The organism is Streptomyces klenkii (assembly GCF_003626645.1).
Classification (GTDB): Bacteria; Actinomycetota; Actinomycetes; order Streptomycetales; family Streptomycetaceae; genus Streptomyces; species Streptomyces klenkii.
This window is the reverse complement of the sequence record NZ_RBAM01000005.1, coordinates 386,643-403,125: the sequence shown is the minus strand read 5'-3', so window position 1 is coordinate 403,125 and position 16,483 is coordinate 386,643. Positions and strand designations below refer to the sequence as shown.

Genomic DNA, 16,483 nt, shown 5'->3' with positions numbered 1-16,483 from the left:
ATTGCGGCCAGCCCGAAGTTATTTGGCAGGTGGTGTATTTGTTGTCCTTTCCGGAGTCGAGGGCTTCTCGAAGAAGAGATTGTTCCAGGTCACACCCTCGCGCCCGAGCACATCGGCCTGCCGACTCTGGTGGATAAGGCGGATCCCCCTAGCAGCAAACAGGGAAATCGTCTCCGCCGCAGACACGGTGAACATCCCACGGTTTTCCGGTGCCGGCCCGCTCCGTAGGACCATCCCCAGCCGGCCTCCCTCTTCGAGTATCTCGTCGATGCGGCTCACGGCGCATCGACGCTGATCTTCGCACAGGAACATCCACACCGCTGTTAGCATCACGAGCCGAAAGTGCTTGTGCTGGCCACAGAGGTTCCTTAGATCAGGAAGGGTGTCGTCCACCCAGTGGATATTGTGAGCGGCGTGGACGCGCTGCCCTATGGTTCGTAGATCTTTGGCAGGTTCGACCGCGACGACTGTGTGCCCCCGGATCGACAGGGCAGCTGCGTCTCTCCCTGTACCGGCACCGATGTCCAAGACCGATACTGGATCTGTCGGAATTAGATGGAGCACGTGGCGATGAACTTCGTTGAACGTGACGCTTTCGTATTGAGAGGCCAGAACGCTTATCTCGCCGCGCATTTCGCGCACTCCCTTCCCGGATCGCTTGTCCTGATGGGTCAGCAACAGATGTCCGATGCGGGGACGGCATCGTGCGGCTTGACGGACAGTTCAGGCGGAGCGAACCCCAGGGTACCCATGTACGCACCGGTGCGGCCGATGAAGGTGGTCTGGCCGCGAGGCCGCCGCACGAACAACGCCCACGTGCACATGCGGATCACCGCCTGCTCGGCGAGCGGAGGATAGGGGCGGGCGGCGAGGCTGATGCGGGTTGCCGCGGCGACGGGGCCCGCGAAGGTGGCCGTGACGGTATCTGCGCGGGTGGAGCGGTAGGCGAGAGGGGAGGCAGAGCGGGATTCGAGGAAGGGCTTGTGCACGCGGGTATCTGTGCCAACGGAGGGTCCGTGTGGTTGCTTGTGACCGGCGGCGGTCTGCGTCGCGATTCTGTCGGCTGCCAGGGCGCATTCTCTGCTCGGGCGCGGTGGGATCGAAGGCGGATGGCGGTGAGGTCGGCGAGAGCGCGGCGGGACGTGGTGATCAGCTGATGGGGTGTGAGCGTGGTGTCGGCGGCGAGACGCCCAATATGGCCGGCAGCGTCGGTGGCAGCGGACAGTAGCGCGTGGCGTATGACGCGGGTTGCCCAGTAGACGGGGTCCGCGCCGGACCGCTCACAGATAGCGAGGACGTCGTCGGGTGTGGCCGTAGTGCGGACGAAGACACCACGCTGCTGGGCCTCCCAGACGACGGTGACCGGGTCGATTGGGTCGCCGCGGTGGTCCAGGGCGGCCAGCGCCCGGAAGAGCTGCTGGTGGACCGGGTCAGCGAAGTCCTCCGCCGTGAGATAGGCGCGCACCTCTGTTAGGACGGCAGGCCGGTTCGTGGCAGCCGAGAGGAAGACCCGCTCGGCCAGTATTCGGTCTTTGATGTCTTCGCTCTGCGTGGACGAGGCGCTCGTTTCGGTGCGGGGGAGAGAGCCGGGGTGGGGTCGCCACCGACGTGTGAGCTGTTCGAGGACGTCGGCCAGCTCGTCGGCCCGTGCACAGAGCAGATCCATGCCCGTGTCGGATTCTCGGGATTCCCGTACGGCCTGTCCGAGGCGGGCGGCGTGCTCGGCGACGGTCCGGCGGGCGTGGCTGGCCAGGACCATCTGCCCGTATGCGGTCGCGTGTTTGGGCTGCGGGCAGCCATTGATCAGGGCGTGAGCGTAGGAGGGGGTGAGCGCGGACGCTGTTTCGGCGCCGCGCGCGGTGGCTTGCTGCACCCACTCCAGTCCCTGCTCGGGCGTCGGCTGCGCCTCGGCGAAAGCGGGGTGACCGGTCTTGGCGAGGTGGCACATCGCGGAGTAGAGGGCGGTGTGGTGCGGGAGGTAGAAGTGCTCCGGCTCCAGCCATCCTGAGACCGCGATGAGCGCGCGGGGCTGGAAGAGGAGGGCGCCGAGGAGGGCCTGCTCGGCCAGGACGATGACGTCCCGGCCGGGCAGGCCCCGGAGACCGGTGCTCATGCGGCCAGCCCGAAGTCGCTCTGGCGTACGCGGGTGCCCAGGTGAGGGGCGAGGAGTTGCGCGGCCAGCAGTGGGGGTACTGCGTTGCCGATCTGCTCGAATTGCCGCGACTTCGTGCCCTGCCACGGGTAGGTGGTGGGAAAGGACTGGAGGATCCCTGCCTCCGTTGCCGTGATCCGGATCGCGGCCGGGTTCCGCTCGCCACCCGGGTCCGGGGCGGGCGGCGTGGTGGGGTCGGGTACCCAGACGCATTCGTTCACGCGGTGGCCGAAGAAGAGGGTGCCTGCTGGTTCGTCCGCCCGTCGCACGGTGGCGTTGGCCTGGCTGTTGCTCCGTAGTATCCAGGACGAACGCCCGTGGCGCACCTGGGCAGTTGAGTCGGTGTGGCGGGCCTGCCAGGTTCCGTGGTCACGGGAGGTGGTCAGCGCTTTGCGTGACCCGCTGGGGAAGGGCTCGGGCCCGCCGCCGTTCCCACCGCCTGCACAGACGGTGGGAACGGGCCGGTCGGTCGCGCCCCAGCCGAGCGCTTCGGCCATGGAGACCCAGCGGGCCCGGCCCGGCCCGAAGAGCGTGTCGGGCGTGGCTGCTCGGGCATGCGTCGGCTCAGGTGGTGCAGTTTCACCGGTGCGGGAGGCGAGGAGGATGGCCCGTCGGCGGGTCTGCGGCACCCCGTAGTCCGCCGCGTTCACGATGCCGGTCCAGACGGAGAAGCCCCAGGTACGCAGGATCTGGGCGTACTGGCGCCAGAGCGGAAGCACGTCCGGCACTTCTTCCATGGCGACCCATTCGGGCTGACCGACGGCATGAAGGGCGTGGAGGTAGCGCATCGGCTCGGCGGCCAGCAGAGACCGCTCGTCCCGGCATGCGGCCAGGAGCTTGCCGCGGGTGTCGAGACCGTTGGCGAGGTCGGCGACGGCCTGGTGGACCAAGGGCTGGTCGATCAGCCCCAGCCGTTTGCTGGCCATCGACCACGCCTGGCACGGCGGGCTCGCGATCACCCCCGTGGTCTTCCCTGCGAACGGCCACGTTGGATACCGTGCCACATCGGTTCGGATGGTGGTGTGCCCGGCGGCTGCCCGGGTCTTGCACGCCCACTTATCCCATTCCAGGCCGATGTCCCGTGCGCCGAGGACGGCCAGGGCGTGCGACCAGCCACCAGGCCCGTTCTGTCGGCAGAGGCTGTGTCTCTCGACTTGGTGTCGCTTTGAGCAGCGGTTGGGGGTGTGGTGTCGGGTCGTGTCTTCGTGTCGCTTTCCACGGCGGACATGGGCGGAATTTGTGATGAAGGTCGCCTCCGGGAGGTGGGTAGTGCTTGTGTGGGCTGGCTGATTGAGCCTGTGGGTGAACGTGACCAGGTGCTGATGGTGGTAGGGCGGGCCGAGTTAGGGTCCGCGCCTTTGCTGCACTGGCTGCTGTAGGTGCAGGTATCCGCGCTAGGTGAGCGGTGTCGGTAGATGGTGAGTCATTGGTGGATCCTCCTCGGTTGAGTCGGTGACAGCGATTGAGGTATCCATGGTCTTGGTGACCGCCGGTTTGGCTAACCGGGCTTCATCAGCTATTCACGACCTCGTGCGCGGTTAGCGTGGCCGGTGTGGTGGCTGGTCGTTGATCAAGGTGCCCATCTGCCACCCATTGCACTTGATGTGAACTCGAGACGGTTCGCGATCTGCCGTCGGCAGGGGTCGCGCCCCTCGATGGCCAGGGGCATTGGGCCCTGAGCCAACGGTGGCCGTGGCGAACCCTGGGGTGTCGCCACCAGCCAGTGTCACTCGTACGGCTGGATGGCCTGCGAACTCTCCTTCTACTCACATCTGATGCGGATTTCTCGCACCCGACGTGAGTGAACCTCTCTCATCCTCCGTTCCTGCAGGTCAGCGGCCTGAGGGCTGATGCTCCGTCAGGCCTCTGACCTGGGGCGATGCACCAGCGCCGGCAGGGTCGGCGCGGAAGCCGTCACCCTCCCGGGACAGGTTGAAGAGGTTCAGTGACAGAGGGTGGCGACCCGGAGTAGACCGTCGCCGCAATGCGACAGCTCGCGTTCAGTCGTCCGTCCGGCTGGTTGCTCGCCAGCGAGTGAGGGCTTCGCGGGTGGCGTTTGTGTCGTCGTGGTGGGGACCGAGGGCCCTCTCTTGATCGGCAAGGATGCTTGCCAGCTCGGCTGCCGCCCGAGCTGGATCGCCCAGAGTGCCGTACAGCTGCGCGAGTTTGTGGCGGGTCGCCATCGTCTCTGGGTGGTCTTTCCCGAACTGGCAGGTCTGGACGGCGAGAACCTCTTTGAACTCGGCAGCCGCGCCGAGCGGATCGCCGAGTTCTGTCCGGACTTCCGCGAGCCGATTGCGGGTCGCGAGTGTGTCGCGGTGGGCGGGGCCAAACATACGCAGCCGGTCGACCAGAAGGGGCTCCAGAGCAGCGGCGGCTCCCGCGACGTCACCGGCCTCCGCGCTCCAGTGGGCGAGGTTGTGCCGCAGGACCGAGACGTCGCGGTGTTCGGCGCCGAGAGCCCGGACCATGTCGTCGAGCAGCTCCCGCAGCGTTGCCACCGCAGCGGCCGGATCTCCCGCCGCCCCCAGCCAGAAGCCGAAGTTGCTGCGGATGTCCAGGGTCGTCCGGTGATCAGCGCCGAGGTCGTGGACCGCGTCCGGGAGCAATGCCCTCAGGCAGGCGACCGCTCCGGCGACGTCCCCGGCCTTGCCCTGCCAGTAGGCGAGCTGGTTGGCGACCACATAGGCGGTCGGGTCGTAGTGGCCAAGCGAGTGGACCCGGTCCGCCAGTACTGTGGTGAGATCCCGCGCAGCCGCAGCGGGGTCGCCAGCTTGGCCGCGCTGGTAGCCCAGGGTTTGGCGGGCGTCCAAAGTAGCCGGGTGGTCGGGGCCGAGCACCCGGGAGGCATCGGCGACGAGTGCCTCGCCGAGCGCCTGTGCCTCGGCGAGCTCACCAGCGTCACCGAGAAGGTCCACGAGGAGACTGCGCAGGGCAAATGTGTCGGGGTGGTCCGCGCAGAGCCGCCGGGGCGCTTCAGCGACAAACCGACGGGCAAGCTGGATGCCTGCTGTGAGCAATGCCGCGTCCCCGAGGCTCCGCACTGTACGCAGCAGCACCGGGTGCGCACCATGGTGCGGGTCCCACAAGGCACCGGGCACGCTCTGGTGGACCGCCGTGGTGTTGGTGCGCAGGAGCTGCGCATCTGCACCTTGGTCAACCTCTGGCCAGATCGCCGCCAGGGCGTCGGCGGTGGTCCAGGCCATCAGGGCGAGTTGGTCCGGCGACAGGGCCTCGCGGGCGACGCGCTGAACGAGCCCGTGTACCCGGACCAGCCCAGCTTCGTGGGTGATGAGGTTGAAGCGATGCAGGCTGCGCAACCCGTCCCGGATGCCGGTGCTTGCTGAAGCCACAGGAGATGCCCTTGTGAGGAGCGTGACCGAGGAATCCGCCGTGAATACTGCTTCGGGGATGCCGTTCGGGTCGAGCACTGAGGCTAGAGCGAGCAGCGGCCGGGCCAACCCCGCCGGGGTGAAGCGGTCAGCGGCCTCGATGGACAGGGCCCAGGTCGTAGCCACGGTGTGAGGTGCACTGTCAAACAGCTCCTGTTCGTTGGGGAACAGAGTGGCCAGGCTCCGGCTCCGGTCGGCGTAACGACGGCGGTAGTCAGCGCAGGTGAGGTCCTGGTCGAGCATGTAGGCGGCTGCGTGGCTCAATGCCAGCGGGAGCAGCCCCAGGTCGGCGATCACACCTTCAACGTCGTCCGCGAGCCGAGGTCGTAACCTGGCGGCCAGGTAGTCGCCTGCCTCCTGTTCGGTGAACAGGCCGACCTCTATGAGGTGTCGGCCGGCGAACAGGGTGGCGTCTCGCCGACGGGAGGTGATGACCGTGCAACCATTCGGCCGGTCCGGCGGCCACAGTCCCCGGACAGCGGTTGCGTCGGCCACGTCGTCCAGGACGACGAGCCAGCGCTTGTGAGTTCGCTGCAGCCAGGCCAGGAACCGGGTGGCGGCCTGTTCCGCATCCTCCCCATCCGGACCCAGCACCAGATCGGTGCTGGCCTGTGTGTAGCTGGACACCACAGCGTCCCTGCCGGCGGCGGAAACCCAGAGCAGCAGGTCAAGTGCGTCGGCATCCCACATCCGTCGAGCGAACGCCGCGGCCAGCTGGGTCTTGCCCACCCCGCCCATGCCGACCAGTAGCTGCCCCAGCACAGCGGTGCCGTCACCGGCTACCGCCTGGTCCAGGTTCCGGGCTGCGGCGCGGTCCTGGAAGAAGTCGGCCCGCCGGGGTATCACCCCGACCTGGTGTGGCCACGGCACCGGCGCGCCGGACGCGGCGTGGTGGTGGACCGTGTCGATGTGGATGGCGGCGATGCCGTGGTCGGCTTGGACGGTCAGGCTGCCTCCCGCCTCGATACCAGGGTCGGGGGTAGGCGGGGGGCTTGGGGTGCCGGGCCCGGTCAGCCCTGGGACGGACCCGGCGGGCGAGGGGTGCCCAGATGCGCACCGCCATGGATCACCGCAGCCGCGATCCCGCCGTCTGCTCGGATGTTCACCGCCCGGCCAGCGGCCACTCCGCCGGGCCCGGCCGACGCCGCGGCAGTAGCACCCTGCTCGACCAGTAGCGCCCGGAGCTCGGTCGCGACCTGCTCACGGCCGGTCCCATCCAGGCTCTCCAACAGGGCTTCGAAGCGTGTCTGCCAGGACGCCTCCTGCCGTACCCGTGCCCGCTCCGCTTCGTCTGCGATAACCCCGTCGAGCGCGGCCGCTGTCTGGTCGAGCCGCTCCAGCTCGGCATGTTCGCGCTGAGCATCTCCGCGACCGAACAACCGTGCCACTGCCTGCCGGAATCCGGCCCACGCATCCGTACCGGCGGCCTGCACCACTGCCGAGCCGCCAGCTGCGGCCAACGCCGCCAAGGTCGCCTCTAACATTTCTGTCTCCTCCCCGACCCTGCGTGGGCCGTTGCCTTGATTGTGATACCAGGCCCGGCACACGCACAGCGTCTCTGCTGCTAAGCGCCCCCACCAGATCCTTGCTCTACCGTCCCAGCGGCTGCCAGGAGGGCAACCATCCGGTGACCACACACCGTCACCATCAAGCCCTACGCGCCAGCGAATTCACGATGGTTGAATACGCGAGCGGCGTCCTGCAGCAGGGCCTTGAGAGGTCGCCCCGCTTGTCGGGGAGAGGGCGGGGCTGGCTGGATTGGGTGATGCCGTCCTCTTCGTTGCTGTGGGCACCACCGCCTCCAATTGGCCTCGTCGGCGTGCTGGGCCTATCGGACCCACCATGGTCTGCTCGCGCAGACGCTCAAGCTCGAGGTGCTGGGCGGCGATCCTGGACAGCGCGAGCTGCTTGAACTCCTTGAGTTCGGCGAGCTCGACATCGCTCTGTTCGAGGCGCTTCTTGAGCGCCGCGTTGGCCTTCTTGAGCCGTTCGATCTGCGCGGCCTTCGGGTCGGGGATCGTTCCGGCCTGGTGAAGGTTCTTGAGACGCCGGTCGAATTCCTCGGCCAGCTGCTGGTAGGGCCCGGGTCGTGGGGTGCCGTCGCGGTTCTTCTTCGGGTAGAAGCCCGTGCGGGGAACTCCGGCCATGCGGGCGAGGGTCTTCAAGTCGGTGCTGCCGTCGAGCGGCACGTCCCCGCTGAGTAGGCGTTCCATCGCGTCGTGGATGGCTTGCCTGTTGCGGTCCCGGGTCTCTTCGCTGATGCGTGCCATCGAGTGGGTCTCCTTTTCACACGGTGGCGTCGATGGTGGCGAGGACGGCCAGGTCGCGGTCCAAGCCCGCCTGAAGTCGGGCTTTTTCGGTTTTCTGTCGGCGGGCGATGGAGCCGATGAACGCCTGCTTGGTCTGGGCGCTGGTGGCCCAGACGGGCCGGTGGCAGGGATGGTGGGTGGCCTGGGGGCAGCGCGAGGAATCGCACATGCCCACCAGGGGCTTCGTGGCATCGGGGGTGCCGGCCAGTTTCAGGCACAGTGCCTTGGAGGGGTCAACGAACCAGCAGTAGTTCGCCACTCCGAGGTGAAGGACCTCGGCGCGGGAGGCTAGAAGATCGCGGACCTGCTGATCGCTGTCCACCACGACGGAGTTCTCGGCGCTCGTGCGAGCGATCTGCCTGTCGACGCTGGCGAAGAAGTCGATCAGATCGCGGGCGCCGGGACCCGCGGGGAGGTGCCCTTGCTGGTAGCGTCGGAACTCGGTGAGGACGAGGTCCTTGTTGCGCTCGTTCTCCTCCGCGTTGACTTCGGCTAGGAACTTGGCCTGGGCCCCGCCCGGACGCGCCGCGTAGCCTTCCGTTGTGACCACAGACAGGTGCTTGAGCTGCACCTTTGCCGCCAGGAGACCGCCGGGCCGGTAGGCGATTTCCAGGGCAAGCGTGCGCCGCAGCATCCGTGCCGTCACTGGTCCGTCGGGGATAGGAACCAGCCCCAGCCGCTGGCCGGCGGGTCCGTTCACCCAGTTCCGGAATGTAGTGAAGCGGGTGCGGTCCAAGGGGCCGGTGACCAGCGGGTCACCGATGTCGGTGTCAGGGCCCAGGAGCTGTTCGGCGACCTCGGCCGCGTCGTACGCTTCCTTGACCACGACCCACTCGTCCGCGACGCCGCCCAGCGGCTTGTCCTTGACGACGCGGCTGGCCAACTTGTAGCGCACCAGTCCCGGCCCGGCTTCCACGGGTGGGACGCGGCAGCCGACGTTCATCTCGCGCAGCTCGCTCTGGCGCATCCCGGACAGCGCCACGATGACCAGGTGGGTGGCGGTCTTGACCACCCCGGTCAACGTGCGCAGGTCCCGCTCAGCCAGCGGCAGCGACCAGGGCGCCGATCCGTGGCCGCCGGCCCGCTCCATCAACGTGGCATCACGGCAGAAGGGCTCGGCCACCCCAGCGTCCTGCACGGCCTTCTCGATAGCGGCTCGCATCTGGCTGAGCAGTTGAGGACTGATGACGCCCTTCCCCGCCTCGTGGGCGATGGCGCGGAGATTGACCCTGACCAGCGGGTCCTCCTTGCCCAGCCCCCAGGTCCGGGACTTGGACCAGGTGGGCAGGAGGTTAAAGGGCTGCCTCTCGGTGACATGGCGATGCAAGACCTCTTCCAGAGTGACCGGGTTGGTGAGGGCGGAAACCGGCAGCGATGCGCGGACGGCATCCTCGTGCCGCTTGGTCTCCAGCTCGCGCACCAGGTGCGGAGCAAGGGTCTGCACGAGGTAGAGGGCAGCGGCCAGCAGGGGCTGGAACACCTCGTCCGCCACCGGCTGGATTTTGTTCTCCGTCGGACCGGAGTCCGTGCCGGCGACCTCGTCGGCTGTGTGCCCGGCGAAGGGCCGCAGTCCGTCGCGGTAGCGGTCGGTGGTGAACAGCTCGCCATACTGCACCAGCCCGAGGATCACCGAGGCGACGAGCTTGTGGACGCTCTCGCGGTGCGGGGTCTTCGTACCGTTGGGGCGGTGTGTTGCCCGGTACTGGGCGAAGGACGTGCAGTGATGTTCGGTCACCTCGTCCAGGTGCCGGATGCCGCGGGCCGTCAGCCAGTTCAGCCAGCGGACCAGCTCCAGCAGCTCGCGGTAGATGGTGCCGATCGCCTTGATATTGCGGTTGGCGTACGGCAGCAGCCGCACAGCCTCGTGGCCCGGGGCCATCTGGGCTGCGGCGTACTCCTTGGCCACGGTCTTCCACCGCGGGTTGAGGATCTGGGTGAAGTCCAGGCGCCGAGCACAATTCGCCAGGTAGGCGGGCATGCCGATGACCTGGGAGAAGTCCCAGATGTCGTCCTCGAACACAGGGCGGGGCGCCCCGGTGGGGAGCGTGAAGCCGGCCAGGCGGCACAGGTCGGCGCCAGCGAACGGCGACGCCGCGGTGGCCGCGGACAGCGGGGTCAGGTGAGTGGGCGTGGTCATCGGGTGCTTTCCTCCGGCAGCAGGGGGATCTCGTCGTCGGTGTCCGCGACCTCGGTGGTCGCCAGGGCGAGCTGAGCCGGGTCGTACCTGGCCAACACCTCGTCGATCCGCTGGGCGTAGTGGCCGAAGACGGCCATGAACTGGGCTGCCGGCAGCTGCTGCCACTGGCGGGCGAAGAATGCCTTCATCCGCAGCAGATTCACCGCATGTGCGGGCGTGAACAGCGCCAGGGGACACAGCAGGCAGACCCACGGTCGGGCCGGACACGGCTTGCCCTTGGGGCCGTGCACTCCCGCGAGCGGGTCGGCGCAGGACGCCACGAACACATCGCGCTGCCCGCCCACCAGCTCGGCGATCGCCGCCTCATCCAGCTCCAACTCGGACACCAGCTGGGGAAACTGCTCGGCGAGATGAGCGATGTCCTGCTCGCCGAGCACCATCGGCGGGCGGCTCTTGCGCAGCAGGTCGCCCTGGGCCTGCTCCACAATCTCCTCGACCGCGTTCTTCTGGGCCGCCGTCATCGCGGACAAGTAGTGATCGCCCTCGACAGCCGGGGAGTGGTTGGGGTCGATGGTGGAACGACGGCTGCCGAACCACGAACCGCGGTCGCGATGCGACTCGAAGGTCGTGCGGATCACGTGGCGGTGCAGGCGAATCACGGCACCGTTCGCATCGACCACACCGCGATCGTTCACCCACTGGGCCAGGGTGGTGCGGTAGGCACGACTGGTCTGCCAGGGACCTCGCCGGTGAGGCCCGGAAGCGCTGGGCTCGAACCGCAGCCACAGCCCCTCCCGCAGCTCGGGCGGGCAGTGCACGCGCAACAGGGCGGAATGCTCGAGCCAGCGCTCCAGCAGCCGCACGGCCTTCTTCGACAGGGTCAGGCTCTCGTGCGAGGTGCGGCCCTTGAGGTAGCGCAGCAGGATGGTGGCCTGCCCGGCCCACTCCAGGTCCTCGATGCCCAGGTCGTCGATGCCGTCGGGCACGATCCCGGTGTAGACGCCGAACAGCAGCTGGTAGGCGAGCATCACCTGAGGCCCGGGGAACAGGGCCTGGCGCTGGGCGTGCACGGACCCGATCCGGTATCGCGCCTGGCTACTCGTCCAGCCGACCCGTGCCCCCAGTTCGGCGCTCGTGGCGGGCCCGTGGTGGACCATCTGCCAGCAGATGTTCTCGTGCGTCCAGCCGTGCGCGTACGGATCCCGGCCGATCTCGGCTGCCGTCCGGGCCGCCCGGTGGGCCGCCCAGGTCTCCTTGATGACCTGCCGGCAGGCATCGGCCAGGTTCTTCCAGGCGACCTCGTCATACGGTTCATGCGGCTCGTAGTCGGGATAACGGTTGTAGAGGCGCCCGCCCACAAGTGACCGCACATCCGGGGCGAGCACCCCGGTCTCCGCGTCCAGGGCCGCCAGCAGGCTACGGCTCTCCGCCTCACGCCGGTTGCCGGCCGACCACCACAACTCCGCGAGCATCGCGCGGGTCAGACCAGCCAAACCGCCCTGATGGCCGCGCTCAGCGAGCGCCGCGACGAACCAGTCGATCGTGCCCTTGTGCTTCTCCAGCGTGCGGTGCGAGTCGCCCTTGCCGTGTGGGTGCATCAGGTAGACCAGGCCCGTCAGCAACTCCCGGGTCAAGAGCGGATTGAGGGCATCGTCGACCTTCAGCACCGAGGTGGTGCCCCGGGTAAAGGTGCAGGACAGGCGCAGCGGGTTCTCCAGGATCTCTGCGGGCATCAGATGTCGTCGTCCTCGTCGAATTCGTCGTCGGCTTCCCGCCCCGCCTCGGCGAGAAGGGCGTGGTCATGGCCCGCGCGCTCGTAGGCGTCGCGGTAGATCCGGGTCGTATCCAGGCGCCGGAGGTAAACCTCCGTGGTCAGGACGCTGGAATGGCCGAGCAAATCTCGCAGCACCATGACCGGATCGGTCTTGCTCAAATAGAGCGCGAGGGCCGCGTCCGCGTCGGTGTCCTTGACGAGCTTCGCCGCTTGGGCGTAGTAGCCGCCGACGAGCCGCTCCAGCGTCCTGATCGCGAACGTGTGCCGGCATCGGTGCGGGGCGGTGTGGGGGAACCGCGGCTCGAATCGCTCCCGGATGCGCTGCGAGGTCCGCTTGAAGACGGTGCCCCAGTCCAGAAACGGGCTCCCGTCCGCCTGCAAGGCCAGCAGCATCGAGCCACCGTCCGGCGCCACCAGTAGCCGGCGCTCGCGCGGCGTCAGCTCAGCCCAGGCCACCCGTTCCCCGTTGACCCGGCCGCCGACCTCGTCGGCCTCCGTCACCACCAGCGGGTCACCCCAGCGCGATGGCGGCCGCCACGACGAGCCCGTCGCCGCCAGCACACGCTGCATCCGCAAGTACTGGTGCAGTCGGGCCAACGCGTCATACGTCGTCCACGTGGTGCGGAACTTCCGGCCCTTGGTGATCCCGGCCGGCACCGGCACCCGGATCGGCAGCGGCGACCGCCGCCGCGGCAACGCCGGCACCTCGCACGACAGCAAGTACGTGAACTCCTGCCGCCGCATCCCGTTGGACAGGGCGAACCCGCCCACCGCCGCATTGCGCGCTGTCGTCCTCCCCCGATAGCACGGGTCCTCGCTGCCGTCCGGGCACAGCCCCGCCAGCCCCTTCAGGAACAGGCCCTCGAAGTCCTCTTCGAAGTACTTGATCGTCACATGGGGCTTCGGCATCCGGCGCTTGGCCAAGTTCACCGGCCGCATCCGCACCTGGTCGCCGTACACCGTGACGGCCTGCTTGTAGGTGAACGGCACCGCGCTCGCGTACTGCTCGTCCACCGCCCACCCGTACAGGCCCGACAAGATGCTCATGTGCTGGTTCCAGGTGGACGCCGCAAAGCGAGCCTCCACTGGACCGATTGCACGGTGCACGGCGTACGCGCTCAGGCCGCGCTTCAACTCCGCGCGGCTATCGAAGAGGCGGATGCCCCGCTCGGTCAGGAACACCGTCCAGTCCCGCGCGACTCGGGCATAGGTCTCCCACGAGTCCGGCGCCGGACAACCGAGCACTGGGAGCTCCTGGAGCCACCGGTTGAGCACCGTTGTGGTGCGAGGGCCAGCCGCATCTTCGAAGCGGAGGTCCTTGTCGATCAGGACCGGCATGCGTTCCGGGATTACCGGCTGGCTCGACAGCCCCCAGGTCTCCCAGCCGGTCGGTGAGAAGTACGTCATGAACACCTGCATGACCGTACGTATGCGACTTGGCCAATCGCAACGCGCAAACTCGCAGGTCAGAGTGGGAGGAGCCCTCGAATGAGACATGACCACTCTGCCAACAGAAGGGCCGGCAAACAGGTCCAGGATCACGCGGCCTGCCCGAAGTTGTCCTGCTTCGGCGCGGCCTTGGCGACGGCACGGGCCGTGATGGCCTGCGAGGCGCGCTGGGAAGCGGCGGACAGTTCGGCGGCGCCGGGCTCCTTGTACCAGGGGCGCAGGGTGAGCATGGCGGCGCGCATGCCGGTGGCGAGGCAGATGGCGGTTCCCTTGGCGAGGGCGCGGATGGCGTCGGCGGGCAGGATCCGCTCTTGGCGCATCGAGACGGACTTCGAGGTGCCGGACTCGGAGGTGGAGGTGGAGACGGTTTCGACGTCGTGGTCGCCGATCATCCGGGAGAGCTTGTCGGCGAAGTCCGGATCGTCGATACCGGAGCCGATGACCTTGATGGTGGCCGCGCTCCACATCGCGTCCATGCCCGAGTCGCCCCAGACCTTCTGGCCCTGGCGGTAGGACTGCAGGATGGTGATGGGGATGATCCCGCGGGATCCGAGGTGGGAGTACAGGTCGGGGAGGTCGCTGATCTTGCATACGTTGGCTGCCTCGTCGAGGACCGCGAGCATCGGCGGGTCCAGGCGGCCTCCGGAACGTTCGGCGTGTGCGGTCGCCGTGCGCATCACCGAGTCCGCGCACGCGGCGATCAGCGCGCTCGCTCCGCCACCGCCGTCCTTCGACAGCAGGTACAAGGTGTCGCGGCCCTGGACGAACTCGGCGGGCCGGAATTCCGCGACGTCGTCCTGCGGGGTGATCCAGGCGGCGATGTCGGCCGAGAGCAGGCAGGCTGCGTACTGGCGGGCGGTCTCGTAGATGCCGTCTCGGGTCTCGGGCGGGCCCTCGACGGTGCCCTTGAGCTGGGCGGCGACGGCGTCGAAGCCGTGGTCACGTAGCAGGTCCAGCGGGGTGCGGTCGGCAGGGAAGGCCAGCCACTGCATCACGTCGGTGATCGGGCGCTGGTCGAGGGCAGCGGCCAGGAAGAGCTGGCCGAGGATGTTCTGCGCGGCTTTGGACCAGAAGTCGCCGGCGTTGCTGCTGTCGACGGAGGCGGCGACGAAGTGGCCGGCCAGGCGGCCGGCGCCTTCGAGACTGGTGGCATCAGCGAGGGGGTTCCACCACATCTCCCGCGGGGCGTGCGCGATCTGCTGAGGATCCATCGACCATGTCCGCCCCACCTTCCCCCGGGCCTCCAGCGTGGCCGTATAGGCGTCGCCCGCGGCCTTGTTGGACGTCAGCAGGACAGCGCCCGGGGCTCCGAGAATCGCCGGGATGGCCAGGCAGGTCGTCTTGCCAGAGCGGGGGGCCATGATGGCCACGGCCACGTCCTCGTAGCCCATGCGGATCTCGTGCCGGGTGCCGGCGAGATCCCCGAGCAGAACGCCGATCTCCTGCGGATCGATCTTCTTCGTCCCGCTCTTGGCCAGGCTCGGGCGCAGCTCCTTGGCCTTGGCGGTGATCTGCCGGGCGAGCAGCGGCTCGACGTCCCGCCGAGTGGCCATCCCCTTGACGGCCTTGCGGCCCTTCGTGCCGTTCTTGTGGCGCATGTAGAGCCGCGCGGCGATGGCGGCGATGGCCACGAGGAGGACGCAGGGGAAGACGAGGGTGCCGATGGTCAGGGCGGTGTCGCCGGTCTTGGGCCAGAGGTCGTGCGGGTGGAGGAGCGCGTCGGCGGGGCGGAAGGGGGCACGGGAGTCGGCGTCGGTGGTGAGGAAGGCGACGGTGTTGCCGCCGATCCAGGAGGCGGTGGCGAAGGGGATGAAGACGGCGATGGCGCCGATCAGGATGCGGAAGAGGAGGTCCGTGGCCGGGGAGGAGGTCGCGGACGGGGATGTGCGAGGAGGCAAAGCGGATGGTCCTGTGGTGGTGTGGGAGAGATGGGGGAGCGCGAGAGGCGCGGGGGATGCGCTGGGTTCAGCGGCCACGGCGACTGGGCGCGGGAGATGCGACGGGCAGGGGCCGGGCCGGGGGAGCGCCGCGAGGGAGGGCGAGCGGTGGATTCGCTACGGAGGGTCTGCCGGCCGGAGGCGCGCGGCTGACGGCGGGTAGACGGTCCAAACGGGTGGCGGTGTCCACGAGGCCGTTGGCGTCGTCGGTGATGTCCTCGGCGGCCTGGGCGATGGCGTGCCGCAGGTCGTAAGCGGGTGGGCCCAGTTCCTGAGGGTCGACGCGGTCGCGGGCGAGTCAGCCGGCGGTGGACAGCAAGTCGGAGAGCCGCTCCAGCACGCCGGTTCTGGGATGGAGGATGGCCTTCATCGGGTGGGCCGCAGCCCGGGGCTCGATTGTGGTGCGCAGGCTTCGGCCGAGCAGGTGGATCAGATCGGCTGCGATCCGATCCGCCTCCTCGATCGTCACCGGGACGGAACTGTCAACGACGGCCGCTCACTTCCCGGTTCGGGTGCCAAGTGGAGGTGCCGTGCCGGACGTTCGGCGGCTCTCGTCGAGCGCGCCGGAGAGGCCAGTAGCCAGCGGGATGCCCGTACGCGGGGCGTGCGCCGCGCGAGCGGAGGCATAGCGGCTGATGCGGCGGTGGAGCAGTCGGCGCAGGCGGTAGAAGAGGTGGCGAGTCAGCCGGGCTGCAGGTCCGGCGGTCGTGGTGAAGCTGGGGAACATGTGAGACGAGGCGGGAATCTGTGAGGCAGGGACGGGTGGGGTATCGGGCTCCGCGGTCTGCAGGACGTCCTGCACGACGGTGTTGGCATCGCCCTCGCGGCTCCAGAGGGCGATCATGCCGCTAGGCCGTAGTCGTCGCGGTGCACGAGCTGGTCGAGTGCGGTGAAGCGGTACCAGTCCCCTTCCGCGCACCCGAGCTTGGGCAGTTGTGGCAGCAGCTCGGCGGCCAGGGCGCGGAAGAAGGCGACACAGTCGGGGCAGTGCTGCTCGACGTGGATCAGATAGCGCGGGTGCGCGGTGGTGAAGGTGTGGGCGCCGCCCTGGGGGTTGCGGGTGCGCCAGCCGTCCTGGCCGGTGGGGGTGTGCCAGGGCGGCGCGACGACGGTCAGGTCATCGCCATGGAGGTCGCCGTCCAGGCTGCCCCGGATGACCACGACGCGGTCGCCGGGAGCGAAGTGGTCGTGCCGGACCTGCCGGCTGGGAGTGACAGTGTCGGTGGCGTGGACGGAAAGGGGAGCGGAGTCGGGCATCGACGGGTCCTCAACGGGGGTGGAACGGTGAAAAGAGACGGCGAAGGTCAAGGGCCGTGGGGCGAAGCCGGTTTCT

12 protein-coding genes and 1 pseudogene are annotated in these 16,483 nt (G+C 68.5%); all 13 read right to left on the bottom strand.

All coding sequences use genetic code 11. From position 1 onward, the window contains the following. Nucleotides 1-18 precede the first annotated feature (18 nt). The gene (locus D7231_RS14875) at nucleotides 19-633 is read right to left on the bottom strand and encodes a class I SAM-dependent methyltransferase (protein WP_120755890.1); all 615 of its coding nucleotides are present in this window, start codon (nucleotides 631-633) and stop codon (nucleotides 19-21) included. Nucleotides 634-829: 196 nt separating this feature from the next. Continuing rightward, nucleotides 830-2,113 (bottom strand): DnaB-like helicase N-terminal domain-containing protein, encoded by a 1,284-nt coding sequence (locus tag D7231_RS14870; RefSeq protein WP_120755889.1) that lies wholly within the window; start codon nucleotides 2,111-2,113, stop codon nucleotides 830-832. Next, nucleotides 2,110-3,276: pseudogene (locus D7231_RS14865) on the bottom strand (DNA cytosine methyltransferase); the annotation flags it as partial. The gene D7231_RS14870 and the pseudogene D7231_RS14865, both read right to left, overlap by 4 nt. 876 nt (nucleotides 3,277-4,152) lie before the next feature. After that, entirely contained in the window at nucleotides 4,153-6,390 is a 2,238-nt protein-coding gene (gene fxsT / locus D7231_RS14860) for an FxSxx-COOH system tetratricopeptide repeat protein (protein ID WP_158673760.1), read from the bottom strand. Nucleotides 6,391-6,554: 164 nt separating this feature from the next. Further along, the gene (locus D7231_RS14855) at nucleotides 6,555-7,028 is read right to left on the bottom strand and encodes a death domain-containing protein (protein ID WP_120755886.1); all 474 of its coding nucleotides are present in this window, start codon (nucleotides 7,026-7,028) and stop codon (nucleotides 6,555-6,557) included. A 186-nt stretch (nucleotides 7,029-7,214) separates the two neighbouring features. Beyond that, nucleotides 7,215-7,814: a hypothetical protein gene (locus tag D7231_RS37025; RefSeq protein ID WP_199739361.1), complete on the bottom strand. Its 600-nt coding sequence runs from the start codon at nucleotides 7,812-7,814 to the stop codon at nucleotides 7,215-7,217. A 16-nt stretch (nucleotides 7,815-7,830) separates the two neighbouring features. Continuing rightward, on the bottom strand, nucleotides 7,831-9,990 hold the full coding sequence (locus D7231_RS14845) for a site-specific integrase (protein WP_120755885.1): 2,160 nt from the start codon (nucleotides 9,988-9,990) through the stop codon (nucleotides 7,831-7,833). Further along, a complete protein-coding gene (locus D7231_RS14840) occupies nucleotides 9,987-11,723 on the bottom strand; it encodes a hypothetical protein (protein WP_120755884.1) in 1,737 nt (578 codons plus the stop codon). Before D7231_RS14840 ends, D7231_RS14845 begins: the two co-directional genes overlap by 4 nt. Next, complete coding sequence (locus D7231_RS14835) at nucleotides 11,723-13,171, bottom strand: site-specific integrase (protein ID WP_338419861.1); 1,449 nt, start codon at nucleotides 13,169-13,171, stop codon at nucleotides 11,723-11,725. Before D7231_RS14835 ends, D7231_RS14840 begins: the two co-directional genes overlap by 1 nt. Nucleotides 13,172-13,302: 131 nt before the next feature. Continuing rightward, on the bottom strand, nucleotides 13,303-15,111 hold the full coding sequence (locus D7231_RS14830; protein ID WP_120755882.1) for a type IV secretory system conjugative DNA transfer family protein: 1,809 nt from the start codon (nucleotides 15,109-15,111) through the stop codon (nucleotides 13,303-13,305). Between the two features lie 337 nt (nucleotides 15,112-15,448). Next, nucleotides 15,449-15,619, bottom strand: coding sequence for a hypothetical protein (locus tag D7231_RS36505; RefSeq protein WP_158673759.1), 171 nt, complete (start codon nucleotides 15,617-15,619; stop codon nucleotides 15,449-15,451). A gap of 27 nt (nucleotides 15,620-15,646) precedes the next feature. Next, nucleotides 15,647-15,994 (bottom strand): hypothetical protein, encoded by a 348-nt coding sequence (locus D7231_RS36170; RefSeq protein WP_147449731.1) that lies wholly within the window; start codon nucleotides 15,992-15,994, stop codon nucleotides 15,647-15,649. Further along, the gene (locus tag D7231_RS14825) at nucleotides 15,991-16,407 is read right to left on the bottom strand and encodes a hypothetical protein (RefSeq protein ID WP_120755881.1); all 417 of its coding nucleotides are present in this window, start codon (nucleotides 16,405-16,407) and stop codon (nucleotides 15,991-15,993) included. The genes D7231_RS36170 and D7231_RS14825 overlap by 4 nt, the downstream gene beginning before the upstream one ends. Nucleotides 16,408-16,483: the final 76 nt, after the last annotated feature.

Bases quoted from the DNA above. Each gene is read 5' to 3' on its own strand.
- D7231_RS14875 (WP_120755890.1), bottom strand. From the start codon at position 633: ATGCGCGGCGAGATAAGCGTTCTGGCCTCTCAATACGAAAGCGTCACG.
- D7231_RS14870 (WP_120755889.1), bottom strand. From the start codon at position 2,113: ATGAGCACCGGTCTCCGGGGCCTGCCCGGCCGGGACGTCATCGTCCTG.
- D7231_RS14855 (WP_120755886.1), bottom strand. From the start codon at position 7,028: ATGTTAGAGGCGACCTTGGCGGCGTTGGCCGCAGCTGGCGGCTCGGCA.
- D7231_RS37025 (WP_199739361.1), bottom strand. From the start codon at position 7,814: ATGGCACGCATCAGCGAAGAGACCCGGGACCGCAACAGGCAAGCCATC.
- D7231_RS14845 (WP_120755885.1), bottom strand. From the start codon at position 9,990: ATGACCACGCCCACTCACCTGACCCCGCTGTCCGCGGCCACCGCGGCG.
- D7231_RS14840 (WP_120755884.1), bottom strand. From the start codon at position 11,723: ATGCCCGCAGAGATCCTGGAGAACCCGCTGCGCCTGTCCTGCACCTTT.
- D7231_RS14835 (WP_338419861.1), bottom strand. From the start codon at position 13,171: ATGACGTACTTCTCACCGACCGGCTGGGAGACCTGGGGGCTGTCGAGC.
- D7231_RS36170 (WP_147449731.1), bottom strand. From the start codon at position 15,994: ATGATCGCCCTCTGGAGCCGCGAGGGCGATGCCAACACCGTCGTGCAG.
- D7231_RS14825 (WP_120755881.1), bottom strand. From the start codon at position 16,407: ATGCCCGACTCCGCTCCCCTTTCCGTCCACGCCACCGACACTGTCACT.